Origin of the sequence: Bradyrhizobium sp. 521_C7_N1_3 (assembly GCF_052075975.1) — a bacterium.
GTDB classification, from domain to species: domain Bacteria; phylum Pseudomonadota; class Alphaproteobacteria; order Rhizobiales; family Xanthobacteraceae; genus Bradyrhizobium; species Bradyrhizobium japonicum.
Genome location: NZ_CP197232.1, coordinates 4717047 through 4743269 on the forward strand (window position 1 = coordinate 4717047; position 26223 = coordinate 4743269).

29 protein-coding genes are annotated in these 26223 nt (G+C 65.1%); 11 read left to right on the forward strand and 18 right to left on the reverse strand.

The features are described 5' to 3' along the window. Positions 1-15 precede the first annotated feature (15 nt). Positions 16-1773: an MOSC domain-containing protein gene (locus AB7008_RS21650; protein WP_441259505.1), complete on the reverse strand. Its 1758-nt coding sequence runs from the start codon at positions 1771-1773 to the stop codon at positions 16-18. A 175-nt stretch (positions 1774-1948) separates the two neighbouring features. Here AB7008_RS21650 and AB7008_RS21655 point away from each other — a divergent pair, with 175 nt between their 5' ends. From AB7008_RS21655 to AB7008_RS21675, 5 genes are all read left to right on the forward strand, one after another. Then, entirely contained in the window at positions 1949-2329 is a 381-nt protein-coding gene (locus AB7008_RS21655) for a nuclear transport factor 2 family protein (RefSeq protein ID WP_014496176.1), read from the forward strand. Positions 2330-2874: 545 nt separating this feature from the next. Then, positions 2875-3348, forward strand: coding sequence for a tellurite resistance TerB family protein (locus tag AB7008_RS21660; RefSeq protein WP_441259506.1), 474 nt, complete (start codon positions 2875-2877; stop codon positions 3346-3348). 2 nt (positions 3349-3350) lie between these two features. Next, positions 3351-3713 carry a hypothetical protein gene (locus tag AB7008_RS21665; protein ID WP_028159386.1) on the forward strand — a complete coding sequence of 121 codons (363 nt, stop codon included), beginning with the start codon at positions 3351-3353 and terminating at the stop codon, positions 3711-3713. Next, positions 3710-4345, forward strand: a complete 636-nt coding sequence (locus AB7008_RS21670; RefSeq protein ID WP_038932081.1) for a TerC family protein — start codon at positions 3710-3712, stop codon at positions 4343-4345. Before AB7008_RS21665 ends, AB7008_RS21670 begins: the two co-directional genes overlap by 4 nt. Positions 4346-4379: 34 nt before the next feature. Next, positions 4380-4964: a TIGR00645 family protein gene (locus tag AB7008_RS21675; RefSeq protein WP_028159384.1), complete on the forward strand. Its 585-nt coding sequence runs from the start codon at positions 4380-4382 to the stop codon at positions 4962-4964. A gap of 16 nt (positions 4965-4980) precedes the next feature. Here AB7008_RS21675 and AB7008_RS21680 read toward each other — a convergent pair whose 3' ends face one another. Then, a complete protein-coding gene (locus tag AB7008_RS21680; RefSeq protein ID WP_441259507.1) occupies positions 4981-5949 on the reverse strand; it encodes a helix-turn-helix domain-containing protein in 969 nt (322 codons plus the stop codon). Between the two features lie 109 nt (positions 5950-6058). Continuing rightward, positions 6059-6997: a LysR family transcriptional regulator gene (locus AB7008_RS21685; protein WP_441259508.1), complete on the reverse strand. Its 939-nt coding sequence runs from the start codon at positions 6995-6997 to the stop codon at positions 6059-6061. 160 nt (positions 6998-7157) lie between these two features. On the opposite strand from AB7008_RS21685, the gene AB7008_RS21690 reads away from it, so the two are divergent. Beyond that, the gene (locus AB7008_RS21690; RefSeq protein WP_441259509.1) at positions 7158-7724 is read left to right on the forward strand and encodes a hypothetical protein; all 567 of its coding nucleotides are present in this window, start codon (positions 7158-7160) and stop codon (positions 7722-7724) included. Positions 7725-7728: 4 nt separating this feature from the next. On the opposite strand, the gene AB7008_RS21695 is transcribed toward AB7008_RS21690, so the two are convergent. Further along, positions 7729-8289, reverse strand: a complete 561-nt coding sequence (locus AB7008_RS21695) for a DUF2478 domain-containing protein (RefSeq protein WP_441259510.1) — start codon at positions 8287-8289, stop codon at positions 7729-7731. 67 nt (positions 8290-8356) lie between these two features. Beyond that, positions 8357-9766, reverse strand: coding sequence for an aldehyde dehydrogenase family protein (locus AB7008_RS21700; RefSeq protein WP_014496167.1), 1410 nt, complete (start codon positions 9764-9766; stop codon positions 8357-8359). 182 nt (positions 9767-9948) lie between these two features. Here AB7008_RS21700 and AB7008_RS21705 point away from each other — a divergent pair, with 182 nt between their 5' ends. Then, positions 9949-10326, forward strand: a complete 378-nt coding sequence (locus AB7008_RS21705; protein ID WP_028159380.1) for a hypothetical protein — start codon at positions 9949-9951, stop codon at positions 10324-10326. 157 nt (positions 10327-10483) lie between these two features. Then, on the forward strand, positions 10484-11470 hold the full coding sequence (locus AB7008_RS21710; protein WP_041957594.1) for a cysteine synthase A: 987 nt from the start codon (positions 10484-10486) through the stop codon (positions 11468-11470). 48 nt (positions 11471-11518) lie between these two features. Here AB7008_RS21710 and AB7008_RS21715 read toward each other — a convergent pair whose 3' ends face one another. The 6 genes from AB7008_RS21715 to AB7008_RS21740 form a co-directional block, all read right to left on the reverse strand. Continuing rightward, entirely contained in the window at positions 11519-11893 is a 375-nt protein-coding gene (locus AB7008_RS21715) for a winged helix-turn-helix domain-containing protein (protein ID WP_028159378.1), read from the reverse strand. Between the two features lie 145 nt (positions 11894-12038). Further along, positions 12039-13250 (reverse strand): MFS transporter, encoded by a 1212-nt coding sequence (locus AB7008_RS21720; RefSeq protein WP_441259511.1) that lies wholly within the window; start codon positions 13248-13250, stop codon positions 12039-12041. 118 nt (positions 13251-13368) lie between these two features. After that, complete coding sequence (locus tag AB7008_RS21725) at positions 13369-13812, reverse strand: cupin domain-containing protein (protein WP_028159377.1); 444 nt, start codon at positions 13810-13812, stop codon at positions 13369-13371. A gap of 25 nt (positions 13813-13837) precedes the next feature. After that, positions 13838-14638, reverse strand: coding sequence for an alpha/beta fold hydrolase (locus tag AB7008_RS21730; protein WP_304493808.1), 801 nt, complete (start codon positions 14636-14638; stop codon positions 13838-13840). Between the two features lie 42 nt (positions 14639-14680). Further along, on the reverse strand, positions 14681-15229 hold the full coding sequence (locus AB7008_RS21735; protein ID WP_441259512.1) for an NAD(P)H-dependent oxidoreductase: 549 nt from the start codon (positions 15227-15229) through the stop codon (positions 14681-14683). A gap of 28 nt (positions 15230-15257) precedes the next feature. Beyond that, positions 15258-16490 carry an acyl-CoA dehydrogenase family protein gene (locus AB7008_RS21740; RefSeq protein WP_441259513.1) on the reverse strand — a complete coding sequence of 411 codons (1233 nt, stop codon included), beginning with the start codon at positions 16488-16490 and terminating at the stop codon, positions 15258-15260. Positions 16491-16910: 420 nt separating this feature from the next. On the opposite strand from AB7008_RS21740, the gene AB7008_RS21745 reads away from it, so the two are divergent. Beyond that, positions 16911-17702: a response regulator transcription factor gene (locus AB7008_RS21745; RefSeq protein ID WP_014496158.1), complete on the forward strand. Its 792-nt coding sequence runs from the start codon at positions 16911-16913 to the stop codon at positions 17700-17702. Between the two features lie 14 nt (positions 17703-17716). Here AB7008_RS21745 and AB7008_RS21750 read toward each other — a convergent pair whose 3' ends face one another. The 4 genes from AB7008_RS21750 to AB7008_RS21765 form a co-directional block, all read right to left on the reverse strand. Continuing rightward, a complete protein-coding gene (locus AB7008_RS21750) occupies positions 17717-18502 on the reverse strand; it encodes a class I SAM-dependent methyltransferase (RefSeq protein WP_441259514.1) in 786 nt (261 codons plus the stop codon). A gap of 8 nt (positions 18503-18510) precedes the next feature. Then, a complete protein-coding gene (locus AB7008_RS21755; protein WP_304493812.1) occupies positions 18511-19938 on the reverse strand; it encodes an NAD-dependent succinate-semialdehyde dehydrogenase in 1428 nt (475 codons plus the stop codon). Positions 19939-19944: 6 nt separating this feature from the next. After that, positions 19945-20682: a glutamine amidotransferase gene (locus AB7008_RS21760; protein WP_304493813.1), complete on the reverse strand. Its 738-nt coding sequence runs from the start codon at positions 20680-20682 to the stop codon at positions 19945-19947. A 133-nt stretch (positions 20683-20815) separates the two neighbouring features. Then, positions 20816-21898: a substrate-binding domain-containing protein gene (locus tag AB7008_RS21765; RefSeq protein ID WP_304493814.1), complete on the reverse strand. Its 1083-nt coding sequence runs from the start codon at positions 21896-21898 to the stop codon at positions 20816-20818. A 113-nt stretch (positions 21899-22011) separates the two neighbouring features. On the opposite strand from AB7008_RS21765, the gene AB7008_RS21770 reads away from it, so the two are divergent. Further along, entirely contained in the window at positions 22012-23496 is a 1485-nt protein-coding gene (locus tag AB7008_RS21770) for an aldehyde dehydrogenase family protein (RefSeq protein ID WP_304494171.1), read from the forward strand. 185 nt (positions 23497-23681) lie between these two features. Further along, positions 23682-23945, forward strand: a complete 264-nt coding sequence (locus AB7008_RS21775; protein ID WP_028159369.1) for a hypothetical protein — start codon at positions 23682-23684, stop codon at positions 23943-23945. Positions 23946-23956: 11 nt separating this feature from the next. Here AB7008_RS21775 and AB7008_RS21780 read toward each other — a convergent pair whose 3' ends face one another. The 3 genes from AB7008_RS21780 to AB7008_RS21790 all read right to left on the reverse strand — a co-directional run bounded on the left by AB7008_RS21780 (position 23957) and on the right by AB7008_RS21790 (position 26027). Then, on the reverse strand, positions 23957-24748 hold the full coding sequence (locus tag AB7008_RS21780; RefSeq protein WP_304493815.1) for a COG4705 family protein: 792 nt from the start codon (positions 24746-24748) through the stop codon (positions 23957-23959). A 69-nt stretch (positions 24749-24817) separates the two neighbouring features. Next, complete coding sequence (locus AB7008_RS21785) at positions 24818-25156, reverse strand: hypothetical protein (RefSeq protein ID WP_304494172.1); 339 nt, start codon at positions 25154-25156, stop codon at positions 24818-24820. Between the two features lie 121 nt (positions 25157-25277). Next, positions 25278-26027 (reverse strand): COG4705 family protein, encoded by a 750-nt coding sequence (locus AB7008_RS21790; protein ID WP_028159366.1) that lies wholly within the window; start codon positions 26025-26027, stop codon positions 25278-25280. Between the last annotated feature and the right edge of the window lie 196 nt (positions 26028-26223).

Below are 26223 nucleotides of genomic sequence, written 5' to 3' on the forward strand. Positions count from 1 at the left end.
CGTGGGTGCCGACACTCACAGATCGATCACGACATCGCCCTGGGGCCGTGAACAGCAGATCAGCACATTGCCGTCCGCCGGCGCGTCGAGTGGGTCCGGCGCGTAGCTGACAGATCCGGCCACGAGCCCGCTCTCGCAGTTGTGGCAGACCCCGGTGCGGCACGACCAGCGCACGGGAACGTCGCAGGCTTCGGCCAGTTCGAGCAGGCTGGCATATGATGGTCCCCAGCAGACATTGAGGCCGCTGCGGGCGAACGAGACCATCGGGCCCGGGCCGGTTGCGCCGGCCGGCACGTGCGCCCGCTTCTGCGGGGAGGCCGCTATGCCGGGTGTCAGGGATGGTCCGGCGCCGAACATCTCGGTGTGAACGCGATCCGGTGCGACACCGAATGCGGCAAGCCCGCGCGAGAGATCGGTCATGAACGGTGCCGGCCCGCACAGATAGAAATCGCCATCTGATGGGACGCCGAGGGTTTGAAGCACCCGGAGGTCCAGATGTCCGGTCGCGTCGAAATCCACATTGAGACGATCGCCCGGATCGGGCGCGCTGTAGCAGACATGGCTGTGATGGTGAGCAAGCCCAGCCAACAGCCCGCGCACCTCGGCGGCGAACGCATGTTCGCGACCGTTGCGGGCGCCGTGCAGCCACCAGACCTCTCGCGTCGATGCTTCCGCGGCGAGCGCGTGCAGCATCGCAAGCACCGGCGTCACGCCGATGCCGGCACTCAGCAAGACGACGGGCCGCGCATCTTGCCGCAGCGTGAAACTTCCACGCGGCGCGCCGATCTGCACGGCGTCGCCAATCTTGACCTCGTCAGCGATATATTGGCTTGCCGCGCCGTGGTCTTCGCGCTTGATGCTGATGCGCCAGGACGCGGCATCGGAGCCGCTCGACAGCGAATAGCTGCGCGTCATCGCCGCCGCAGCGGAGGTGCCGAGCCGCACGATGACGAACTGCCCGGGCAGGGCGGCGGCGACGGGATGTCCGTCCGTGGGTTCGAGGATCAGCGACGTCACGTTGCCGCTTTCGGCGATCTTGCGCGCCACGCGAAACGGCCGGAAGCCGCGCCAGGCCGGAGGCGGGCTTGATGCCGGGCCGAGCCCGGCGTTTCCCGCCGCTGTGTCCTTGCGCTGCTGCGCGAGCAGCGCCTCGAAGGAATGACGCCAGCCGCCGCTCAGCGCGGGAATTTTCAGCGCGCGCTCCAGACGGTCGCGCGGGTGAGGGGGCAGATAGAGCAGCGCATTGATCTCGGACACGCTCATGCGTTCGGGGCCGTCGGCGACCCGGACGATCTCGTCGCCGGCCTCGACGTCGCCTTCCTCGATCACCCGAAAATAGAAGCCGGGCCGGCCGTGCCTGACGAGCAGCGCGGCCATGTCCGGCTCCTCCATGCGAATGCCGAGCCGGTAGCAGGTGACGCGCGGCTGCGTCACCTCGAACAGGGCAGAGCCGATTTTGTAACGGTCTCCGATGCAGACGTCCCTGTCGGCGAGGCCCTCGACGGTAAAATTCTCGCCGAATTGACCGTGGACGAGGTTCGCTCGACCGAGGTGCTCCTGCCAGTATTGATAGGAGTCCTGCTGGTAGACGTAGACGGCGCGCTGCTCGCCGCCATGACCGGCGGTATCGCCCTGGCCATCACCGTCGATGTTGAGCCGGCGCACCCTGCGCGGACCACTGACGGGTGCCTTCCAGATTCCGGTATGCACGGTCCTGCCTTGCCACGCGATGTCGCGCGGCAGGCCGACATTGAGGGAGAGCAAACGGGCCATGGGGTTCCCCGGCGTGAGGGCGCGGCTCTGGCGGATTCCAGGTCGCTGCAATGCCAATCTGCATCCATGTCGGATTTTTGGCCCGTTAGTCGTTGTTAGACGTTGCTAGCCGGTCTTGCCGCCGGCTGTCTGCGCCCCGATCTGGGCAGCAGACACCGCAAGACGGGAGATCGCGATGGATGATCAGGCAATACTGGCGGCCCTTCAGCGCCATTGGGATGCGTCGGACGCGAATGATTTCGAGGCCGAGCATGACATCTACCGCGAGGACGCCGTGCTCGACTATCCGCAATCCGGCGAGCGCATCCGCGGCCGCAGGACGATTCAGGAAAGCCGGTTCGTGCAACCCAACAAGAAGCGCTTCACGGTCCGCCGCATCGTCGGCGGTGGCGATCTCTGGGTGAGCGAGTTCGTGCTGACCTATGATGGCGTGCCGTCCTATGTCGTCAGCATCATGGAATTCCGCGAAGGACTGGTGGCGCACGAGACGCAATATTTCGGCGAGAAGTTCGATCCCGCACCGTCGCGCGCGCATCTTGTCGAGCGGGTGGGGTAAGTCGGCCCCCTCCGTCATTGCGAGCGCAGCGAAGCAATCCAGGGTCTTTCCGCAGTGGCAGTCTGGATTGCTTCGCTGCGCTCGCAATGACGATGTTGATTAAGTTGCGCGCCAAACGGTGCTCTCGTGCCCCGGACGCAGCGCCTCTTCTACGCTGCTGAGCCGGGGCCCATATTGCGGCGGAATGCGTGGCCTTCTGGGTCCCGGCTCTGCGCGGCAACGCGAAGGGCGTTGCAGCGCGTCCGGGACACGGAGAGACGTGCACTATTGCTTAACCAGATTCAGCAACATCGGAACCCGATGCGGCGGCTGGTCGCACTCCGTTCGCCTTGATTCCGGCCCACCCATCTTTATGTCTGAAGCGAACAAGAATCCGGGCCCCTCTGGCGAGGACGCCGACCACGTCGGCAAAACCTCGCGATGTCGGATGACCTGTCCCGCGCGAATGCGATGGATCGGCCGATCGTCGGGCCTTCTCTGTTTCCTCCGACCAATCGTCCCCATCGCAGCTCCGCGCGGTCATTTCGCAACGTAAGGGAGCTACGATGTCCGACGCCGCCAATTCCAATCCGACCGAGATCGAGATCACCGAACCGTCGAGGCTGAACGAGCAGGCCGCGGTCGCGTTGGTCATTGCCGGCGCGCTCGTCGCCGTCGCAGACCGGCGCGTTTCGCCGGTCGAGCGCGACGAGGTGATCCGCTTCATCAGGGATCGCGAACTGGCGCCGCACATGAGTGACGACCGGCTGTTTGCGATATTCGACGAACTGGCGGAACGACTCGAGGAGCCCGACTTTGCCAATGTGGTGATCGACACGTTGCGTCCGGTCTCGGACCTGCCGCTGTCGGCCCATTTGATGGAACTGTCGGAGCGCGTCGCGGCTGCGGACGAGGACGTGGATCCCCATGAGGTGCAGGCGATCAAGCTGTTGCGCCTGCTGACGCTGGTGCTGCCGCGCGCAAAGCCGGTGGCGCCGGGCAGGGAGGGCACTGAACGGCGCGCCGCCGCGCAGGAGTGAGCATGAGTGCAGCATCGGACGAGCGTACGGCGGGAAACGTGGTCACCACCGGCCAGATGGCCGGTGGCGACCCGCGTCTCGACAAGCTCGTCCGTCGCCTGCCGCCGCGTATGGGCGACACCGTCACCTATCTGCTCAAACCGTCCAGCCGCTGGGTGAGGATCCCTTCGGGCGCGTTGCTCATCGTTGGCGGCGTGCTCTCCTTCCTGCCGGTGCTCGGAATCTGGATGCTGCCGCTCGGCCTCGCACTGCTCGCCGAAGACGTCCCGGCGTTGCGCGCCTCGCGCTCCAGGGTCCTGGATTGGGTCGAGCGGAAGAAGCCGCAATGGCTCGATCCGTCTGCATCGAAAAATGATCAATCATGACTGAATTCATCACCGCCGACGCGCTGACCGCGCTGCTCCAGGTCATCCTGATCGACCTCGTGCTCGCCGGCGACAACGCAGTCGTCATCGGCCTTGCCGCCGCCGGCCTGCCGGCCGAGCAGCGCCGCCGCGCCATCGTCGTCGGCATCGTCGCCGCCACCGCCTTGCGTATCGTCTTCGCCGGCGTCGCGACCCAGCTCCTGCAGGTGATCGGTCTGTTGCTCGCCGGCGGCGTGCTGCTGCTGTGGGTGTGCTGGAAGATGTGGCGCGAGCTGCGCGAGCAGGCCGCGCATACCGAGCTCTCCTTGAGCCATGGTGGCGGCGCGGGCAGCGCACCGGCGTCGCGCAAGACCTTCGGGCAGGCGGCGTTACAGATCGTCGCCGCCGACGTCTCGATGTCGCTCGACAACGTGCTCGCGGTCGCAGGCGCCGCGCGCGAGCATCCCTACATCCTCGCGTTCGGACTGTTGCTGTCGGTCGCGATGATGGGTGTCGCCGCCGATCTGCTCGGCCGGGTGTTGCAGAAGCAGCGCTGGATCGCCTATGTCGGTCTCGCCATCATCGTTTACGTCGCCTTCGAGATGATCTATCGCGGTTCGCTCGAGCTCGCCCCCGTCATCGCGAGTCTCTGAGGCGACAAGTCCTGCCTGCAATCCGGAGTGATCCATGACGTCTGAACGCAAAGCACCTTCGGCGCACGCCGGGCCGCGACCGAAAATCGGCCCATTCGCCCAACTCATCTTTGGCTCGCGCTGGCTGCAGGTGCCGCTCTATGTCGGCCTCATCGTCGCGCAAGGCGTCTATGTGCTGCTGTTCCTGAAGGAGCTCTGGCACCTGGTCGCGCACTCGTTCGACGCCAGCGAGCAGCAGATCATGCTGGTCGTGCTCGGACTGATCGACGTCGTCATGATCTCGAACCTGCTGGTGATGGTGATCGTCGGCGGCTACGAGACCTTCGTCTCGCGCCTGAACCTGAACGGTCATCCGGACGAGCCGGAATGGCTGAGCCACGTCAATGCCAGCGTGCTGAAGATCAAGCTCGCGATGGCGATCATCGGCATTTCCTCGATCTCGCTGCTCAGGACCTTCATCGAGGCCGGCAATCTCGGCACCACGCGCAGCAATTTCACCGAGTCCGGCGTGATGTGGCAGGTGCTGATCCACCTGACCTTCATCATTTCCGCGATCGGTATCGCCTGGGTCGACCGCCTCAGCGAGAGCGGGCAGCGCAAGGAGAACGGTCACGCCTGAGGGGCGGTCCGCTCGATCAGGCGCCGATGGCCAGATGCAACGGATGCCGTCCGCGCGCCAGCGTCTCGGACGGCGCTTCGCCGAAGGCCAGTCTGTAGCTCCTGGAGAAGTCGCCCAGGTGCCAGAAGCCATTGCCGAGCGCGGCGGCCTTGACGGCCAAGCCATCGCCCCCGGTCATGAGCTGGACGCGAACGGCCCACAGCCGTTTGAGGCGCAGATAGTGGTGCAGGCTCACGCCGTGCACCGCGTGCGTCGCGACCTGGAGGGTGCGCACGGACACGCCGAGCGCGGCGGCGAGGTCGTCGCTGTAGAGTGGCTTGCTGCCGAACAACGCAACGACGTCGTCGAGATGCGCGATCAGCTTGCGGTGCTTGTCGAATGAACCGGGGCGGGCGGTACGTGCGCCTGCCGGCAGCAGCGTGGCGTCGAGGCCGGCGAGCAGCGTTTCCTGGATCGGGCGGTAGAGCGCCTCGAACTGCCGGGGATCGTTGCATGCCGAAGCCAGCGAGAACATCTCCACGATAGCCGCGCGCAGGCGCGCCATCGGATCGTCCTGCGCGCGCACATAGGCGAGGCGGGGGTCGAAGTCCGCCCAGCCGCGATGGCGCATGTCCGAGTTGAAGCGCAGCATCAGATAAGTGTTGGGATGATGCTCGATCGCCCTGACGGGGGTTTTGCCGCGCATGACGGCGATCGTCGAACTCTCGACCTCGCGGCCATTGGCGATGGAGTGAAAGGTGAGGGGAATAACGAGGCCGACGCCGTTGTCCGTGCCGATCTCGGCCTCATACCGCCGTGAAAAGGAGCGCTGGAGCACGAAGAGCCCGTCGCGGAGCGGCAGGATGGCGCGAGACAGCGAGAATTCCCGCGGACGGAGCGGCGTGCTGGTGCCGAGACCGAGCACCTCGTTGGCGCGAAATTCGTCGAAATCCGAGAAGCGCTCGACGCCGAGGACGCGCGATGGTTTTAGCCGACGGACCGGCATTTCGGGGATCCCAGGGCATGTCGGGGGTGAGCGGGTTGAGGCCGCAGAGGCGTATCGTATCAGAGGCCCGACCGTCGGCCATATTCCGGGAAACTACTGCCAGACTTCATCACGCGACTTGCGGATAGGCCGCGTTCTCCCGTCGCTCGCGCTCGCCGAGCTCGCGCACCAGCTCTTGAAGAAATGACTCGGTGTAGGCGGGCAGGGTGCGCTCGGCGCGGACATAGATGCCGAGGTCCGACCAGACCGGGCTGCCGGCATTGTCGAGCGGCAGGAACACGAGCTGGCTGTCGCGCGACAGCCGTCCGATGCCGAGCTGCGTCTGGAACGCGACGCCGACGCCGCGTGCAGCGAGCTCGCGCATCAGGTCGATCGAGTTGGCCTGGATCGCCGGCTCCGGCGTCTCCGAGAGCTGAGCGATCAGCGGCTGGAGCAAATGATAGATCGACAGTTCCGGCAGTGCGTGGATGACGGGGAAGGCGAGGCATTGGGCCAACGTGACCGTCTTGCGGCGCGCCAGCGGATGCTCGCGCGCGGCCACCGCGCCGAGGCGAAATCGTTTCAATGCGACCTGGCGAAGGTCCGGCGGATGGCGGAGCGCCATGGCGACGCCGATGTCGGCCTCGCCGCGGCTGAGGGCCTCCAGCACGTCCGACGATCCCTTCACCTCGGTGGCGAAGCTGACGCGTCGGGCCCGGCCGCGATGCGAGGCGATCAGGTCCGGCAACACCGACTCTGTGAGCGACTCGATGCAGGCGATGCTGACAGTGCCATGCCAGGCGCCGGAGAGGGACGCGACGTCCGAGCGGAAGCGGTCGAGGTCCTGGAGCACGTTCATGACATGCCGGGCCAGCATCTCGCCGACCGTCGTCAGCGTGAGGCCGCGCGCATTGCGCTCGAACAAGGGTGATCCAACCTCTTGCTCAAGCTTAAGAATCTGGCGGCTGACGGCCGACGAGGCAACGTTGAGGGCGCGCGCAGCGGCCCGGATCGAACCGGTGCGGCGGACGGCGTGGAAGTACTGGATGGCCGGTGAGTGAAATCGCATGGGACCCCCAACCGGACTATAGCCGTTGCCGAAACGGCATCAACATGTGCGAAATTCTCTGCTTTTCGAGCGCGCCTGTCCCACCTAGGTTCGCGGCCGGCTTGGCTGGTCCCGCCGGGGACCGCCATGCTTTGCGCAACGAGGCGCCAGGGGATTTGGGGTGGACGAGAGCATTGTTTGTGAGCCCGTGGCGCGGGACGCGCGCCTGGTCGATCGCCGCCGCGCGGCTGCCTATGTCGGCGTGACCGCCGGCCGGTTCGAGCAGTTGGTGCGCGACAACGTCGTGCCGGCGCCTGTGATGGTGGACAACAAGCGGCGCTGGCCGATCGCGTTGCTCGACGGCGCCAGGGATGCGGTTATCGGCACCATGCCTCCGGTGTCCGCCGCTACTCCGCCGGATATGCGTCCCTGCGAACGCGACCCGGCACCGGCCCTGCACGAACTGCCTGATCAAGCCTGGTTCGAACAGCGCGCGCGGTTCGTCCAGCGCGTGCGCCGGTCGCTGCTCTCGGGCAACGAGATCCGCCTCTTGCGCGAGTTCAAGCTGCTCAAGCAGACCCAGATCAGCATGTTCGGCTATTACGGCAGTTTCGAAGCGCTGATGGTGCGGGGCTACATCGTCGAGATCGCGCGCAAGCCGCCGTCGAGCCGGCCGCTGGTGACTTACCGACTGACCGCGCAGGGCGAGCAGGTGATCTCGGTGTTGAAGGACGAGCCGGTGGTCTGAGCAGCTATTTGAGAATCTCGCAAACCGTCAGATGCGATCCGTTACAGGGTTGGGCATCTACGGCCGTGATGGCGTGCCACCACGCCTCCAGCGCGTCGCGCTCGCAGCCGAGCCTGACGCTCATGCCGCCGGCGAACTTGATCCAGTCGGCGAAATGGTCTCTGCCAACCGCGATCACCACGGGAATGTCGGCGTCGAGCGCGCGTTCGATCAGATGGGACAGGCCCTTGCCGTCGCGCTCGCGCTTGCCGAAGCGGTTGATGATGACGAGATCGGCGCCATGCGCGAGCGCGTCCGCGATCCGCATCCCCGCATTTTGCAGCCGCGCGAGATCGAGACGGCAGCCGCGCGCGTCCGGATCGAAATCCTGCGCGAGCAGGAGCGTCTCGCCGCTGTGAAGCAGCACCGCCGACAGGCTCGAATCCGCGCATTGGCCGGCCTGAACCATGCCGACGACGCGAAAGCCACGCGCGTTCAGATCCGCTGCGAAGTTGCGCAGGACCGTGTCGGGGTCCTGATGCGCCTCGTAGACGAGGGCGGCGAGGTCGCATTGCGCATCGAACATGGTCGGCTTCCGTTTGACGGCAGAGAATTGGGGCCGCGACGCTTCCGCCGCGGCCCCGATTTTCCAATCAGGCCGCGGGCGGGCCGTTGATGATCTGGAGCTGGGTGAATTCGGCGAGACCTTCCTCGGCGAATTCGGTGCCGATGCCCGACTGCTTGGCGCCGCCGAACGGGATGTGCGGGGCCATGTCGAGGTGCTTGTTGATCCAGACCGTGCCGGACTCGAGCTGCGTTGCGACCTCGTGGGCGCGCTTGATGTCGGACGACCAGACCGACGCGCCGAGGCCGTAAGTGGTGGCGTTGGCGCGGCGGATCGCGTCGTTCTTGTCGGAATATTTGATCAGCGGCAGCACGGGGCCGAACTGCTCCTCGTCGACCAGCTTGGAGCCTTCCTGGATGTCGCGCACGATGGTCGGCTCGATGAAATAGCCGGGACGGTCCATCGCCGAACCGCCGGCGACCACCTTGCCGTTCTTGCGGGCGTCCTCGAGGAACGTCTTCACCTTCTCGTACTGCATCTTGTTCTGCAGCGGCCCAAGCTTGGTGCCCTGCTTGGCGCCGTCGTCGACCACCGTGCTCTTGGCGATCGCGACCAGCTCGTTGCAGAGCTCGTCATAGACGGACTCGTGGACATAGAGCCGCTTGATGGCGAGGCAGACCTGGCCGGAGTTCTGGAACGCGCCCTCGAAGATGCCGGGTGCGACCTTCTTCGGATCGACATCGTCGAGCACGATGCCGGCGTCGTTGCCGCCGAGTTCGAGCGTGATGCGCTTGAGCGTCTGCGCCGCGCTCGCCATCACCTTCTGCCCGGTGGCGGAGGAACCGGTGAACGAGATCTTGCGGATATCAGGATGCTTGGTCATCTCGCCGCCGAGGTCGTTGGCGTCGGTGATGAAGTTGAGAACGCCCTTCGGCAGGACGTCCTTGATCAGCTCGGCGAAGCGCAGGGTCGCGAGCGGCGTGGTCGGCGCCGGCTTTACCACCAGCGTGTTGCCGGCGAGCAGCGCAGACGGCAGCTTGAAGCTGAGGATGAGCAGCGGATAGTTCCAGGGAATGATGGCGCCGACGACGCCGAGCGGGCGGCGATAGGCCTCTACTTTGCGGTCACCGGAATCCTCGATCACCTTCATCGGCAATTCGAGCGAGCTGAGGTAGCGGAAGAACGCGGCCATCCCCAAAACTTCGCCGGTGGCGTCGCCAAGCGGCTTGCCTTGCTCGCTGGTGAGGATGTGGGCGAGCTCGCCCGAATTGGCCTCGATGACGTCGGCCATCTTGTTCACGAGCTTGCGGCGTTCCGCCATCGGGGTCGCGGCCCAGGCCGGGAAGGCGGCCTTCGCCGCGGCGACGGCGGCATCGAGCTGCGCCTTCGAGGCGCGCGGACACTGCGCCAGCACCTCTTCGGTCGCGGGATTGAGAACCGGCATGGTCTGGTCGCCGGGCACCATCTTGCCGTCGATGAGAAGATTGTAGTCACTCATTGGCTTTGCGCTCCCTTGCAGAAACGGGCCGTTCGGGCCTCGTTATATCGAACTATATATCACGACTTCGCCGGGCCGACCATGGCGGCCGGCTCGATCAATTCCAGAAAAGCAGGGCTGGACGCGGGTGGACATATCGATATATCGTGATGAATATAGCGAACCGTGTTCCGGGACGGGCGATGGAAATCAAGGTGAGGCAGCTCACGACCTGCGAGGTGGCGTCCGACGGCGGCGCGATCTCGCTGGGCTTCGAGGATCTGGCGGGCAACCCCGCCGCGGTCAGCGTCTCGCTCAACCAGGTCGGCGCCCTCATCATGACGCTGCCCGGACTGCTCGAGGCGGCGCTGAAGGCCCGCTACGGCGACCAGAGCCTGCGCTACGCCTATCCGCTGGCGTCCTGGGCGATCGAGCAGGCGACCGATACGACCCAGCGCATCATCACGCTTCAGACCGAGGACGGCTTCAAGGTGCGCTTCTCGATCCCGAAAGCCGAGCAGAGCCTGCTCGGCGAAGCCCTGACCCAGCCGATGCCGGAAATGTCGGTGCGGCCGAACTAGCGGCTTGGGCAAAAGGCGCAAACAAAACACCGCCTAGGAATGGAATTGCCGGTTGGGCCGGTCGAACGCCTCAAATATTGCACGCGTTGCCTGAACTAGAGAATCGCATTGCCTGTTCACCAGCCTAAAGTTGCGGGCGCGTGGAGGTGGGCAAGCGATGAGCGATGTTCGAACGGGTTTCCTGGACGCTATCGGCAACACGCCATTGATCAGGCTGCGAATGCCGTCGGAGGCCACGGGTTGCGAGATCTATGGCAAGGCCGAATTTCTCAATCCCGGAGGCTCGATCAAGGATCGCGCTGCGCTGGCCATGATCGACGATGCCGAGCGATGCGGCAAGCTTGGGCCGGGAGGCGTCATCGTCGAAGGAACAGCCGGCAATGTCGGAATCGGCATAGCGCTCGTGGCGAATGCACGCGGCTATCGAAGCGTGATCGTGATGCCTGATACGCAAAGTCAGGAGAAGAAGGACATGCTGCGGCTGTGCGGTGCCGACCTGCGGCTGGTGCCGGCCGTACCCTATTCCAATCCGGGTCATTACGCGCGCTATTCCGGTCAGCTCGCCGAGGAGCTCGGTGCGTTCTGGGCCAATCAGTTCGATAACGTCGCCAATCGGGAGGGGCACTATCGCACGACCGGTCCTGAGATTTGGCGGCAGACGGATGGAAGAATCGACGGCTTCACATGTGCCGTTGGGAGCGGCGGTACCTTGGGTGGGATCGCGCGGGCCCTCAAGGAGCGAAATCCCGGCATCAAGATCGCGCTCAGCGATCCCATGGGGGCCGCGCTCTACAATTGGTTCACCAAAGGCGAGCTGACGACAGAGGGAGACTCCATCACCGAAGGGATCGGGCAAGTCCGTGTCACCAGGAACCTCGAAGGGACGCCCATCGATACGGCGTATCAGATTACGGACGAGGAAGCTTTGCCTGTTCTGTTCGACCTGATCGAGCATGAAGGGCTGGTGTTGGGCGGCTCAAGCGCGATCAATATCGTTGGAGCCATGCGACTTGCGCGCGACCTCGGTCCAGGCAAGACCATCGTCACCATCCTCGCGGATGGCGGGCAGCGCTATCAATCCAAGCTGTTCAACCCGGAATTCCTGCGCAAGAAAAATCTGCCCCTGCCACGCTGGATGCGCTAGCGAGCCGCCAGCGGCCGGGTTGCTCCCGGCCCATGCGCGCCCGCGCGCTCACGATTTCCGCGAACGGGCGATGTCGCTCCTGAGCGCTTCCAGCTCCTTGTGCACCGCGCGGGCGGCGTCGCGCTCGATCTTGCGGTAGCGCGCAACAAGTTTCTCGCCGAACGGCGTCAGCATCGCGCCGCCGCCGTTCTTGCCGCCGGCCTGCGGCTCGACCGCGGCATGGCCGCAGATGCGGTTGATCTCGTCGACCAGATCCCAGGCGCGCTTGTAGGACATGTCCATGGCCCGGCCGGCCCCCGAGATCGAGCCGTGCTCGCGGATCTGCTCCAGAAGCTCGATCTTGCCGGGCCCGATCCGATCCTCGCCGTCGAGGTCGATACGAAGGCTCAGCTGGGGGAGGGATTTGGCGCTCGCGCGCGACATGATGGGGTCTCTTGGGCTCTGCCTTGCAAGATTGCCACTCTTGCCCGTCGCGGACAAGGTGAGGGCGCCTGATTTCCCAAAAGATGGACCTCTGTCGGGGTCCCCAGGGCACGGGCTTCAGCCCCGTGCCCTTGATCGCTGCATCTTATTCCGCGGGGCTTCCGACCACCGCGCCCTGACTGACGTCCTCGCGGGCGAGGATCATCAAAAGCCCGACGATGATGAGCTCGACCACCGCGAAAGCAATGAAGGCGCCGGTGAACGAGCCGGCCGAGGCGTTGATGACGGCGCCCATCATCCAGGGCGCCACGAAGGCCGAGAAGATGCCAAATACCTCGGCGTATCCAATCGCGGCCGGTGCGAGCGCGTCGGAGTATTTTTCGCTGAGCAGGGCGAAGATAGCGCCGCCGCCGAGCAGCGCGATACCGCTGAGTGCTGCAAACAGCACCAGCATCGAGAACGACATCGGTGTGACCACGCTCCACAGGAACATCAGCGCGGTCAGGAAAGCGAGACATGCGGTGAGCTTGATCATGAAGGGCTTGCCGAGCCGATCGGACATGTAGCCGCCAATCACCAGGAACAGCACCTGCGACAACCCCATGACGGTGCCGATGACAGCGCCGGCTTCCGGCGGCATGTGCTGTACGGTGATGAAGGCCGGCACCACCCAAGTGGCGGTGCCGGCGATCGCGAAGGTGCAGGCCACGATGCCGAAGCCGCCGACTGCGATCCATTTCGAGCGGAAGATCTCGCCGAGCGGCAGGTGCTCCTGCGGCGTTTCGTTGCCCCAGGTGAAACCGTCGATGCCGAGCTCGCGCGGATTGTTGCGGACGACGAGCGCGTCGACGGCTGCAACGAGCAGCGTGCCGATTGCCAGCACGGCGAAGAAGGTCCGCCAACCGGTCGCAATCGTCAGGGGAATGCCGAGCGCGAAATCCATGGTGATGGCGAGGCTGTAGGCGGCGAGGATGATGCCGACCACCGAGCCACGCCGACTTTGCGGAAACCAGCCGAAGATCAGCTTCATGTTGCCGATGAAGATGCCGGCGTCGAAGAAGCCGATCACGAGCCGGAGCATCACGAGCTGCGTGTAACTTTGCACGAACACCTGGAGCACCATGCCGATACCAGTGCCCGCAAGCCCGATCAGCAGCATGTTGCGCGCCGTCATCGACCGGCTGACCGGCGACCAGACGACCATGCCGATGCCGTAGGTCAGCGCAAAGATGCCTTGGGCGAGTCCCGCCTCGGCGGGATTGAGCTTGAGGCTCTCGGAGACGAATGGCAGTACGGCTGCGAAGGCATACCAGTCGGCGGCGAGAAAGATCTCGCAGAGGATGGCGAGCGTCAGCATGCCTTTTTGCCACCGGGCTATCCGGCGGCGGTCGTTCTCGGAGATGGACGTCCAAGTCGTTGTCAGCATGGTCATCATCGGTTCTCGCGGTTTGCGTGTCGACGGAATCGGCGTGGCCTCAGGCGGGCGGCGGCAGGAAGTTGACCTCGTGTTCGGCGGCACGTCGTACGACCTCCTGCGGATCGGGGAGATTGTGGATGCGCTCGAACAGCTCTTTCAGCGACCGCGTCGGTGCGACCCAGAACAGGCTGGTGGCGGTTTCACCCGACTTGTTGAAAATGCCGTGGGGGATGCCCTTGGGCATGCGGACGAGGTCGCCGGCCTTGGCGACAAAGTCCTTGCCATCGAGCCAGAGGTCGTAGCGGCCGCTCAGCACATAGACGAATTCATCCTGGGTCGGATGCACGTGCGGCGGCACGAAGGTGCCATCCGGAAACACGGCATGCCAGGCCATCGACGCCTCGGAATGCTGCTTCAGCGTGTAGGTCTGGCCCAGAATGTTCCAGATGACGTTGCCAAAGCCTTCTTTGGCGGGGGTCACGCCCGGAGGCATCTCGATCATGGTGGTGTCCTCTGTTGTGTGCGGATCAATCGGCGAGAAAATCGGTGACGTAGTGTGCGGAAGACGGCGTTTCCTCGAACACGAGATGACCGGTCGCCGGCACCAGCGTCACGCGTGCGTCGGGGAGCCCTGCTTTCCAGGCATCTGCCTGGGCGGTCGGGCGCAGGCGATCTGCGGCCCCCCACAGCACCAGCGTCGGCATCGTGATCCGATGCAGCCAGTGCGCGAGCTTGGGATTGCCCTGCGGTTCGCTGCGGATCAGCTTGGCAAAGCCCGTGACCTCGCGGCCAAGCTGAGCGTCGAAGGCCGGATCGGGCGCCTTGGGAAAGTAACGGAGTGCCGCGGCCGGATCGTGCGCGAGATAGGCTGGCAGTTCTTGCGGTGCGATCTCGAACAATCCGGGCGCAGGCGCGCTTCCGACCACAAGACCGGCGGGCGCAACCAGTACCAGCTTGCGGACCCGATGCGGCTGACGGATCGCGAACTCCGCGGCAAGCCATCCGCCGAGCGAGAACCCGGCGAGGTCGAACTGCTCAAGGCCAAGCTTGTCGAACAGATCCATGTAGTGGAGAACGTGATCCTCGACGGTGTCGATCGTCTCGGCGTTGCCGGAGTCGCCAAAGCCCGCATGATAGGGGATGATGACCGTGTGCCGCTTCGCCCAATCGCGCGCCATCTCGAAGCCGGTGAAGGTGCCGGTGCCGTGCAGGAACACCAGCGCCGGGCCGCTTCCGATGCTGTGGACGACGGTCCGCACACGGTTGATCGTATATTCCGCGCGGGAGAAGCCGGTCAGATCCGGCGAGGGTTTGACGGTATCAAGCATGGTCATCTCCGGTTGAAGGCGGCAGAGCCGGGCGTTGGTGAGTCATGCGGCGGCCTCCTGGCGACCGCTGAGAAGTGAGGCGAATTGTTCGACGGCGTTGGCGAGCCGCGCGGCCGTCATCGGTGCGAGCGGCTCGCCCGGTACGATCTCGCCGCTGCTGGCGTAGATCGCCGTCGAAACGGTGCAGGCTTCGAAGAAGCCGAACAGCGGGCGGAGCTGGTGCTCGACCACCAGCGAGTGGCGCAGGCCGCCACCGACCGCGGTAAGCAGCACCGGGCGATTGCGCAGCACGCTGGGTTCGATCAAGTCGAATACGTGCTTGAACAATCCGGGATAAGAGCCCTGGAACACCGGGCATCCGATCACGAGGCCATCGGCCTGTTCGATGACCTCGACGACGGCGCGCGCATTGTCATCGAGTGCGGTTCGGGTGAAGCCCGCGATGCCGGAACCGGCATCGACAAGGTCGAGGACGGTGGTCTTCAGTCCATGCTGCGCCTGAAGATCGGCAGCGACGGCTTCCACCAGCATGCGCGACTTCGCCGGGCGCCAACTATTGCCGCAGAAGCCAACGATGCGGGATGTCCTCACCTCGACGCCCTCGTGTCTGGTCGCTTGCTCAGCCCGTCACCCCGAAGACCGTCCATTGCGCACCAGGGCCGGGGAGGCCGAGCAGCGCGCGGCCGCACTCTTCGACGATCTGGTCGGCCATCAGGATGTGCTGGGTGCCCGAATGGATGTCGCGATAGAACCGCTGCATCGGCGTGTTGTGCAGCGAGGCGCCGCGGGCGGCGCGATGCGCGAAGGTGGCGACGTCCGACAGAACGTCGTGGACGTGGCGCAATGACAGCTTGATCATCGTCATCTGCTCCAGCGACGGACTTTCACCGCCGGCGCAAGTCTCCGAGACGTCCTTCCAGGTTTCGTGGACCAACGCGCGTGCTGCGCGGAAACGAGCTTCGGCCTGCGCGAACTGGAACTTGAAGCTCGCGCTGTCGCGCGACTTGCCGAATGGATCCTGGCGCTGGACGATCACCTTGACGAGTTCGTCGAGCATGCGGCGGCCGACACCGACGGCCCAGGCGGAATGTGCCCAGGCGCTGTAGCCTGCCAACCCCAGTGCACCCTGCACACCACCTCGGCGCGGCGCGCCAATGTCAAAATCGTAGGTCATGTGCGTGGGCACGAACAACTCGTCGCCCTCGCTCAAAGTGTAGTCGAAACTTCCCGTCGCGCGCAGGCCGAGCACGTCCCAATTGCCCATCAACTTGATGGTCGCGCGCGGATGGTGGGTGACGACGATCTTGGGTTGGCCGTTCGGGCCGAACACCATGTCCTTGCCGGATGCGTCGGTGACGAAGCAGCCTGAATGGACCCACTCGGCGTGCTGAATGCCGCTGCCATAGGCCCAGTTGCCGCGGATCATGTAACCGCCATCGACCGGTCGGGCGAAGCCGCGCGGCACGCCGTTGCCGGCAATTGTGATGTCGGGCCCGCCCGCGAAGACTTTCTTGATGCCTTCGTCCTCGATGTAGATGGCGAGCGTCGTGCCTTCCATGTTGTTGCCGATGACGCACCAGCCGGCGGAGGCGTGTGCGTAAGCGAGCCGCTCGATCACGGTCATGGCGTCGTAAGGCGGAAGCTCGGCGCCCCCGACCTCCTTCGGGAACAGCATGGTGTAGATGCCGGCCTTGCGCAGCGCCGCCACCACGTCGTCAGTCAGATAGCCCTGTGCCTCGGCCTCCGCGGCCCTGGATTCGACCAGCGGTAGCAGCGCGTCGAGGCGCGCATGGAACTCGGCCACCGTCGGGGTCGGGGAAGATTTTACGGCGAGTTGCACGGAAGGGCTCATGGTCGGTGTCTCCACGTCGGGCTGTTGGTTCTTCGCGCAACGCTGCTGGACGCGAAGATCTGGGTCGGGCGGAACAGACGCCGGTCGCAGGCAAGACTCCGCCCACACGCGCCAATGACTGTTGGTGCGCGCGACGAACGGCTCGCGTTGGTGTCGAAATGTCCCCGTCGGAACCGCGCGAACGTCGTTACGCGATCCCGATGGCCCGGATGCTAGAGATGAGGCGGCCAAAACAGCAATCCCCCATCATGGGGGGTGTTGGCCATGCTGCTCTGCCGCAAAGCTGGGCCGGGAGAGCAGCCTTTTGCCGCTTCTTTTCGCTTGACCAAAGATCAGGCGAGGCAGAAATTTTAAGCCTATAACAATCGGCAATGACGCGCGTGTGTCCGAGGGCGCCCCGCGTTCGCGCGAGGAGTGGCGGTGAGAGCCGAGCAGGAGCATTTGGATGGTCTGCCCGAGCGCCAGCTCGCAGATCGGCTGATGTCCATCGCCGAGAGCCGCTCGGTGCGCGCGCTTGGCATTGCCTGCTGCTCGGCGATCACGGAATTGACGGGATCGCCGACCGTCGGCCTCTATTTGCTCGACGGGCTCGAACCGGAACTGGTCTACAGCCGGCACGTCGCAGAAGGCCTGCTCGACAATTACAGGGCCGGCTTCTGGAAGCGCGACCCCGTGCTCGACTGCATCATGACCCAAGGCCGCGCGGTCGACGGCGAAACGGTGATCGGTCCGCAGCAATGGCGGCACAGTCCGTCCTTCGAGATGCTCCACGAGTGGGGCTTTGCGTACAACATGGGCGGCCCGTTGTGGTGCGGACAGAAGATCGTCGGCGTGCTGTTTACGGCGACGACCGATACGGACGCGCCCTACACGATGCGGTCGCGGCAGCGCATGGAGATGCTGTGTCGGGCCGGTTCGCTCGCTTTGACCAACATGACGAACGCGGGCGCGATCGACGTCCATCCTGCCGCAATCCGGGTCCCTGAGCCGGCGGCGACGCCGGTGCCGACGCTCTCGGCATCGCTTCCGCCGCGGTCCGCGGACGTCGCCATCCGGGTCTGCCGCGGCCAGACCAACAAGGAAATCGCCCGCGAGATGGGGATTTCCGATCAGACCGTGAAGGAGCACGTCGCGAACCTGTGCCGACGCTTCGGCGTGCACAACCGCACCGAGCTTGCGGCCTGCCTGCTGAGTCCGAGCGCTCGGCAATAAGGTGCCGCGCCGGGTCAGATGTGGTTGACGATCAGCTTGAGCGAGCCGACGAAGGTCGGATGCTGCCGATAGTGCCCGTGTCGCGCGTCCCAGCGGCCCGACACGAGATCATTGCCGAGGCGGTCTTCGAAACGCCGTACGACGTCGTCGGCGACAAAGCTCCAGGCCGAGCAGGCGAGCCGCGCGGCCGGATCGAGCAGCATCTCGGGGCGGCCGTAATAGGCCTCGTTGAAACCGTCGGTGCAGTCGAGCGGGATCGGGACGGGCAGGACATCCGTTGTGCCGCCGAGGCCTTCCGCGATATCGCGGATTGCCGGATAGCGCACAGCCTCGACCGCGATCACCTCCGGGCAATAGGCGTTGAGCCAGAAGCGATCGAGCTCGTCGGGGGCGCAGGTCATGATCGCGATCGGGCCGCGCGTCACCCGCCGCATCTCGGAGAGGCCGGCGTTCAGGTTCTTCCATTGATGCACCGAGAAGGTCGACATGGCCGCGCCAAACGTGGCGTCCTCGAAGGGCAGCTTCTCCGCGACGGCATCGATCGCCGCGGGAAGATGCGCCGGTCGCTGCGCCCGCATCGATTGCGACGGCTCGACCGGCGTCACCGTGCGGCCGACCGGCTCGTAGGAGCCGGCGCCCGCGCCGACATTGAGGATGGTGCGGGCCTCGCTGAGCGCCGCATCGATCAGTTCCGCGATGCGCGGGTCCGGCCGACGGAAATTCACATAGCCCTTGCCGATGGCGCCGTAATTGGCATCGCCGGCGCTGCCGTCCTGGTGGCGTGGTGCGGTGTCCTGCATGAGCATCCCTACAGCGTCTTGTGCGAGACGTTCTTGACGACGGTGTAGCACTGCAAGCCTTCGGTGCCGCCTTCACGCCCGTAACCGCTGTCCTTCACCCCGCCGAACGGCGTCTCCGCGACGGAGGCGACGAAATGGTTGATCGAGAGGTTGCCGACCTCGACGCTCTCGGCGAGGCGCTCGGCATTGCTCGCCGAGCGCGTGAACGCGTAGGCGGCCAGGCCGTAGGGAAGCGCGTTGGCCTTCTCGATCGCCTCATCCAGCGTCTTGACCGGATTGACCAGCGCGAGCGGGCCGAACGGCTCCTCGTTCATGGCGCGGGCATCATCGGGCAGGTCGGCAAGCACCGTGAGCGGAAAGAAATAGCCGCGATTGCCGATGCGCTGCCCGCCGGCGAGCACGCGCGCGCCCTTGGCCTTGGCGTCCGCGACCAGCGTTTCCATCGCGTCGATCCGGCGTGAGTTGGCAAGCGGCCCGAGCTGCGTCGAGGGATCGAGGCCGTTGCCGAGCTTGAGCTGGCTGGCGCGCTCGGCGAAGGATTGCGAGAACTGCTCGTAGATCTTCTCCTGCACGAAGAACCGCGTCGGAGCGACGCAGACCTGACCGGCATTGCGCGACTTGCCGATGGCAGAGGCGGCGCCGGTTGCGACGGGATCGACGTCGTCGCAGACGATCACAGGCGCGTGGCCGCCGAGCTCCATGATCGCCGGCTTCATGTAGCGGCCGGCCATCTCGGCGAGATGCTTTCCGACGGGAATGGAGCCGGTGAAGGTGACCAGCCGGATACGCGATTGCGGGATGAGGTATTCCGAGATCTCGGCGGGATTGCCGAACACGAGATTGAGTACGCCGGCTGGCAGGCCCGCATCGTGGAAGGCGCGCACGAGCTGCAATGCGCCGGCGGGCGTTTCTTCGGAGGCCTTGAGGATGATCGAGCAGCCGGCGGAGAGGGCGCCCGCCACTTTTCGGGCAGGCGAGCTCATCGGGAAATTCCACGGCGAGAACGCCGCGACCGGGCCGATCGGCTGCCGCAGCACGGTGTGGCGCATGCCCGGCTCGCTCGGGATCACGCGGCCATAGAGCCGCAGGCCTTCGGTCGCGTCCCATTCGATGATGTCGCAGCCGCGCAGGATTTCGAGTTTGGCCTGTTCGATCGGCTTGCCTTGTTCGAGCGTCATCGCGGCCGCCATCACATCGACGCGTTCGCGGATGAGGGCGGCCGCCTTCAGGATGATCTGCGCGCGCTTGGCGGGCGCGGTGCTGCGCCAGATCGCAAAACCCTTCTCGGCGGCGGCGAGCGCATCGTCGAGATCGACCTTGGTGGCGGTGGGGACGGTGCCCAGCACGCTCTCATCGGCGGGATTGATAATCGGCGGTCCGCTGGCGCGCTTCCATTGTCCGTCGATGTAGAGTTCGATCAGAGGATATTCCGCCATTGTTCTTCACCTTGCTTGTGCGGTTTTGCCTGCGGCGTTTCCCTGGCCGAGCCATGTCGTGAACACGTGGTCGGCGGCGCGTGCGACGGTCTTTGAGACCTCGGCCGTCCTGGCGCGAAGCTCCTGCACCGAAATCTTGGCAGACGCGAGCTCGACGGCGTGGCCGACATACCATTCCTCGAGCTGCCGCGGATCGGCTTCGAGGTGAAATTGCAACGCCAGCGCATTGTTGCCGAACGCGAACGCCTGGTTCTCGTAGTTTTCGTTCGAGGCGAGCCGCGCGGCGTTGTCAGGGAGATCGAACGTGTCGCCGTGCCAGTGCAGAACCGGCGCGCCTTCGGCGAGCGGGTTCAGGCTGGAGGCGTGGCCGGAATCCGTCAGTGTGACCGATCCCCAGCCGATCTCCTTCACGCCGCCGGCATAGATGCGGGCGCCGAGCGCTTTTGCCATCAGCTGCGCGCCAAGGCAGATGCCGAGCGTCGGCAGGCCTTGCGCAAGGCGGCGCTCCAGGAGATCAATTTCCCTTGTGAGGAACGGATAGCTCTCGGTCTCGTAGACGCCGATCGGGCCGCCGAGCACGATCAGCAGATCGGCATCCCCAATCGAGGAATGGCTGAGATCGTCGACCGGCGCCTCGCAGAACGACACGTTCCAGCCCTCGCGTTCCATGATCGGCGCCAGCAGGCCGATATCCTCGAAGGCCACGTGACGGAGCGCGACGGCAGATCGGCGGCGTTGAAACATCCACAAAACCCTGTTGCGCGGGGTCTTTCGACGGCATCCGCTATATCCGGATAGATATAACGGATGCCGGGCCTCGTCCAGACGGTTCCGGGCCGGGTCTGCCGCGCGCATGGCCTGCATGCGGCATGCGGCATCACCGCACGGCGTGCATCTCCAGAAACGCCTTCACGCCGGTCACGTTGCCGGTATCCGACGGCACGTAGCCGGGCAGGGTGGCGACGGCGGCGCGGAAATCGGCGCTGCGCATGATCTCCAGGATGCGCCGCATCGGCCCGGTATCGAGGAAGGCACGCTTGCAGACGAAGAAATAATCTTCGGTGAGGATGCGGATGAAATCGAGGCCGAAGTGGCGGGCGGCCGCTTCGACGCCAAAACTCGCATCGGCCATGCCGCTCGCGACATAGGCCGCGACGGCGGCGTGGGTGAACTCGATCTGCTGCGCGCCGTTGATCCTGCTCTCGTCGATGCCGTTCGCGGCAAGCAGCTGGTCGAATAACAGTCGCGTGCCGGAATCATGGTCGCGGTTGACGAAGCGGACTTTTGGCCCGGTGAGATCCTGAAGCGAGGCGATGCGCAGCGGATTGCCGCGCGCGACCATCAGCCCCATCTCGCGCGTGACGAAACTGATGATGCGATCCTCGCGCGGATCGAGCCATTCGCGCGCCGCCTTGATGCCTTGCGCGCGCAACGCGCCGTGCGGCAGATGCAGGCCCGAGAGATCGCAGGCGCCCTGCGCCAGCGCGACCAGCGAATGCTGGTTGCTGACATAGCGCAAATCGACGCCGATGCCGGGCTCGCGATCGAGGAATTCGCGCAGCTTTGCCACGGCAAAGCCGTGGCTGGCATGAACGCGGATCACCGAAGGGCGCTGTTCGAGGAACGGCTTGATCTCGCTCGCCAGCTCCTGCGCCAGGTTTTCGAGCTGCGGCCCGAGCCGGGCCTGCATGCGCTCGCCGGCCCACACCAGCCGCTCGCCGAACGGCGTGAGCTTCGAGCCCTTGCCGCGCTGGGTTTCGACCAGCGGGGTTCCGAAGAACTCCGACCATTGCTCGATCAGATTCCAGACGTGCCGGTAGGACAGGTGCGCATCGCTGGCCGCGCTCGTGATCTTTCCGGTCTTCCGGATTTCGTTGAGCACGCCGAGCATGACGACCGCGGTGCGCGGGCTGCCCTCATGGCGAAATCGCCAGACGGCCTCGATCTCGATCTGAAGCATTCGGCCTCCTTATGAACTACGCTTCATATGTGGGGCGTCCATTTGCAAATCATATCATATTTACTCCAGCCGATAGGCGCCTAGTCTGGTATACCAGAACAGGAGGAAATATGATGTCTATTGCATATGACTTTGCGCATTCGCAGGCCACCGAATTCATGGCCCGGCCGCAGCATCTGCTCATCGACGGCCGCCGCGTCCCCGCCAGCTCCGGCCGTACCTTCAAATCCCTCAATCCCGCCACCGGGCAGGTCATCGCCGTCGTGGCCGAAGGCGGCGAGGCCGATGTCGAGCACGCCGTGGCAGCCGCACGCCGGGCATTCGAAGGCCCTTGGCGCACGATGCGGGCGTCGGAGCGCGGCCAGATCCTGCTGCGCTGGGCGGACCTGCTCAAGCAGCACTCGGAAGAAATCATCGAGCTCGAGTCGATCGATGCCGGCAAGCCGATCTCCGCGACGATGCGCCAGGACTTTCCGGCCGCGGTCGACACGCTGATCTACTACGCCGGTTGGGCCGACAAGATCAGCGGCGACGTCGTGCCGGTACGTGACGATGCGTTGACTTATACCGTGCGCGAGCCGGTCGGCGTGGTCGCGGCAATCGTGCCGTGGAATTTCCCGCTGATGATCGGCATGTGGAAGCTGGCGCCGGCGCTGGCCTGCGGCTGCACCATCGTGATGAAGCCGGCCGAACTGACCTCGCTGTCGGCGCTGCGCATCGCCGAGCTTGCACTCGAAGCCGGCCTGCCGGCGGGCGTCTTCAACGTCGTCACCGGGCCGGGCCGTGTCGTCGGCGACGCGCTGGTCAATCACCCCGATGTCGACAAGGTGACCTTCACCGGCTCGCCCGGCGTCGGCCGTGGAATCATGAAGGGCGCGGCCAGCAACTTCAAGCGCGTCTCGCTCGAGCTCGGCGGCAAGTCGGCGAACGTCATCTTTGACGATGCCGATCTCGAAGCGGCCTCCAAGGCTGCGGCCTCAGGCATCTTCTTCAATGCCGGCCAGGTCTGCTCGGCCGGCTCCCGCGTGCTGGTGCAGGAGAAGGCTTACGACGAAGTCGTTGAGCGTCTGGCTGCGCGCGCAAAGTCGCTCAGGATCGGCGATCCGCTCGATCGCAAGACGGCGCTCGGCCCCGTCATCTCCGAGAAGCAGATGAAGTCGATCCTCGACTATGTCGACATCGGCCAAAAGGAGGGCGCGACCCTCGTCACCGGTGGCGAGAAAGTCGGAGATCGCGGCTATTTCATCAGCCCCGCGGTGTTCGCAGGCGTCGCGCACGAGATGCGGATCTCGCAGGAGGAGATCTTCGGCCCCGTCGTCAGCGTCATCAAGTTCAAGGACGAGGCCGACGCGCTCAGGATTGCCAACGGCACGGCTTACAGCCTCGCCGCCGGCGTCTGGAGCCGCGACATCGGCAAGCTCCAGCGCTTCGCCAAGCGGGCGCGCGCGGGCACGGTCTGGATGAATACCTATGGCTACACCGACGTGCGCCTGCCCTGGGGCGGCGAGCGCGACTCCGGCCTCGGCCGTGAGCACGGCACCGCCGCGCTCGACAATTTCACCGAGCCGAAGGCTGTTTGGATGAATCTGGCCGTCTGATTAACCTCCCGATCGGCCAATCCTGGGCCCGCCTGATCTCGGTCAGGCGGGCTCTTTTTCGACATCGATAAAATTGTCTGCATTCCGCTCAGTGGCGGCAAACCCTGCGGACAAGAAGGCTGTTGCCTTAAACCTCAGCTTTGGAACCGGCGTGCATCCTGCCTGCCAAAGGTTGGGGCATCGGCATGTCTGTTCTCAGGGAGATCGTTGTGGCGGTTGCGGGAGTCTACGCGCTCCTGTTCGTCTGCGACGCATTGTTCGGCGTCGGCGAGGCGCGTTTCGACGACGCCTATTACAGCGCCAGCTTCTACGCGCCGCGGCCGAAGGAATTCCGCTTCGCCAGCGACACGCCGCCGGCGGTCCGCGTCAGCGAGGCCTTCGCGCAGTTTGCGCCGGGCGAGGCCAAGCCGAACCGGCGCTACTCGTCGCTGACGACGATCATCCGCTAACGTTCGGCCATTCAGGCTCGCTTCGGCGCCGGAGTGTCGCCGGGATGCTGCCCCGCGCGTTGCGGAATCAGCAGCAGGCACACCAGCATAAAGGCTGCGATCACGACCGAGGCCAGCGGCCGGCTCAGCGCCAGGCCGCCGTGGTCGAGCGGCTTGTCGAGAAAGTCGCCGACGGTCGCACCCAGCGGACGCGTCAGGATGAAGGCGGCCCAGAACAGCGTGACGCGTGAGACGCGAGTCCAGAAGTAAAGTGCTGCGATAACGGCGAGCCCGGCCGCGAAGATCAATGCGCCGCCGCGATAGCCCATATCGCCGGTATCCGCGATCCAGTCGCCGAGCGCAGTACCCAGTGTTTGCGAAAAGGTGATCGCGCCCCAATAGAACGCCTCAACGCGCGGCGTGCTGACGCTGTTGACCGAGATCGTTCCCTCGGCGCGATACCAGAGCCCGAGCACCAGCACGAGGCAAGTGAGCAGCAGCGTCGAGCCGCCGGTATAGCCGATGCCGAGCGAGCGGTCGGCGAAGTCAGCCATCGTGGTGCCGAAGGTGGTCGATGCGACGATGGTGGCCCAATACAGTGCCGGATGGAATTTGCGCGCGCGGACCTGCGCCGCGACCAGGACGATCATGGCCGCGAGGAACAGGCAGGTCCCGGCAAGATAGCCCCAGTTCAACGTCATGGTGACGGTGTCGCCGCCGGTCTCGCCGAGCGTGGTGGCGGCGATCTTGATGATCCAGAAACCGAGCGTGACCTCGGGGACCTTGCTTTCGCTGATGATGTTGCTTTTGGTCTGGTCTTCCATGGTGTCCTCGTTGATACGTCAGCCGCGGACCGGGATCCGCGGCTGACGGGTTGATGGCGCGCAGAGGCGTCAGGACTTCGCCGCGGTATCCATGGCCGCGAGCAGATCAGCGACCGCCTGTTTGCACTTCGCCGCATCCGGCGCGCGCGCGCGCAGCGCCTCCAGCGCGCGGTCGATCGCCTTGTCGACGGTGTGCCAATCGGCTGCAGCGCGCGGCTTCAATCCGGCTTCGGCCTCGTCCCATTGGGTCTCGAGGTCCTTGATCCTTGTCTTGGCGGCGGGGAGGTCGCCCTTGTCGATCAGCGCGGCGACGTCGACCACGATGCTCCGGAATGGCGTGAGATCGCCTAGCTTTACGGTCGCGGCTTCTGCGAGCGGCACGAAGGTGAAGTGCTGGCTCGCGTGCATGTGCGGTTCGCCCGTGAAGGTCGTCAGCAGGCAGACGGCGACGGCGGAAATCAGTTTCATCATGTGGTTTCTCCTGGTGGAGCTCCTGCTTCATGCAGGGAGCGGGATTTCGCGGTTGAAGCTATTGCGCCGGATCGGCACGGCGCCTGCCGTCGCCCTCGAAGGTCACCCAGGCGACGAGGCCGACGATCACGGTCAGGAAGGCGATGCTGGTCTGGATCGTGCCGAGGCCGATGCCGCCGTACTCGCGCGATTGCGAGAGCAGATCGCCGAGCGAGGCGCCGAGCGGACGGGTCAGGATGTAGGCAAGCCAGAAGGCGAGGACGGGATTGGCGCCGAAGTAATAGGCCATCATCACCGCCGCGATCAGCACGCCGAAGGCGGCGACGCCGAGCTGGAAACCGAGACCAAGTGCTTCGGTGGCAAGATCGCCTGCGGCCGTGCCGAGCGCGAAGGTGAACAGGATTGCCGTCCAGTAAAATAGCTCGCGCCGCGTCGTCACGATGCTGTGGATCGACAGCGTGCGCTCGACGCCGTACCAGACCGCAAAGGTCGCGGCGAGCGCGCAAGCGAACGCCGTTGTGCTAATGTAGAGGCTGATCTCGAGCTTGTCGGTCAGGAGATCCGTGAGCTGCGTGCCGACGATACTGACGAGAACGACGGTCAGCCAGTAGATCCAGGGCACGTAGACGCGGCGGTTCAGTTGCAGCAGCAGGGCTGCGACCAGCAGGCCGCTCATGCAGATCGCGGTCAGGCTCGCGCCGAGGCCGACATGCACCGCGAGATAGTCGGCGCCGGTCTCGCCAACCGTGGTCGAGAGAATCTTGATGGCCCAGAAGATCGCCGTGACCTCCGGAACCTTGTTCAGCATCCGTCTTGCGCCAAAACCTGAATATTGCGACACGCCCAAATCTCCCAAAGCCGAAGCGATGCGAGACCGTCGCGCAGGCGACTTAGGCCGGGCTTAGGGACCGGAATTTTCAATGCGGGGCGGCCTTCGCCGCATTTTGGGCCTGCTGGCGCTCCCTAACTCTGCGCTAAGTCGGAATGGTCATGATTTTGACGGC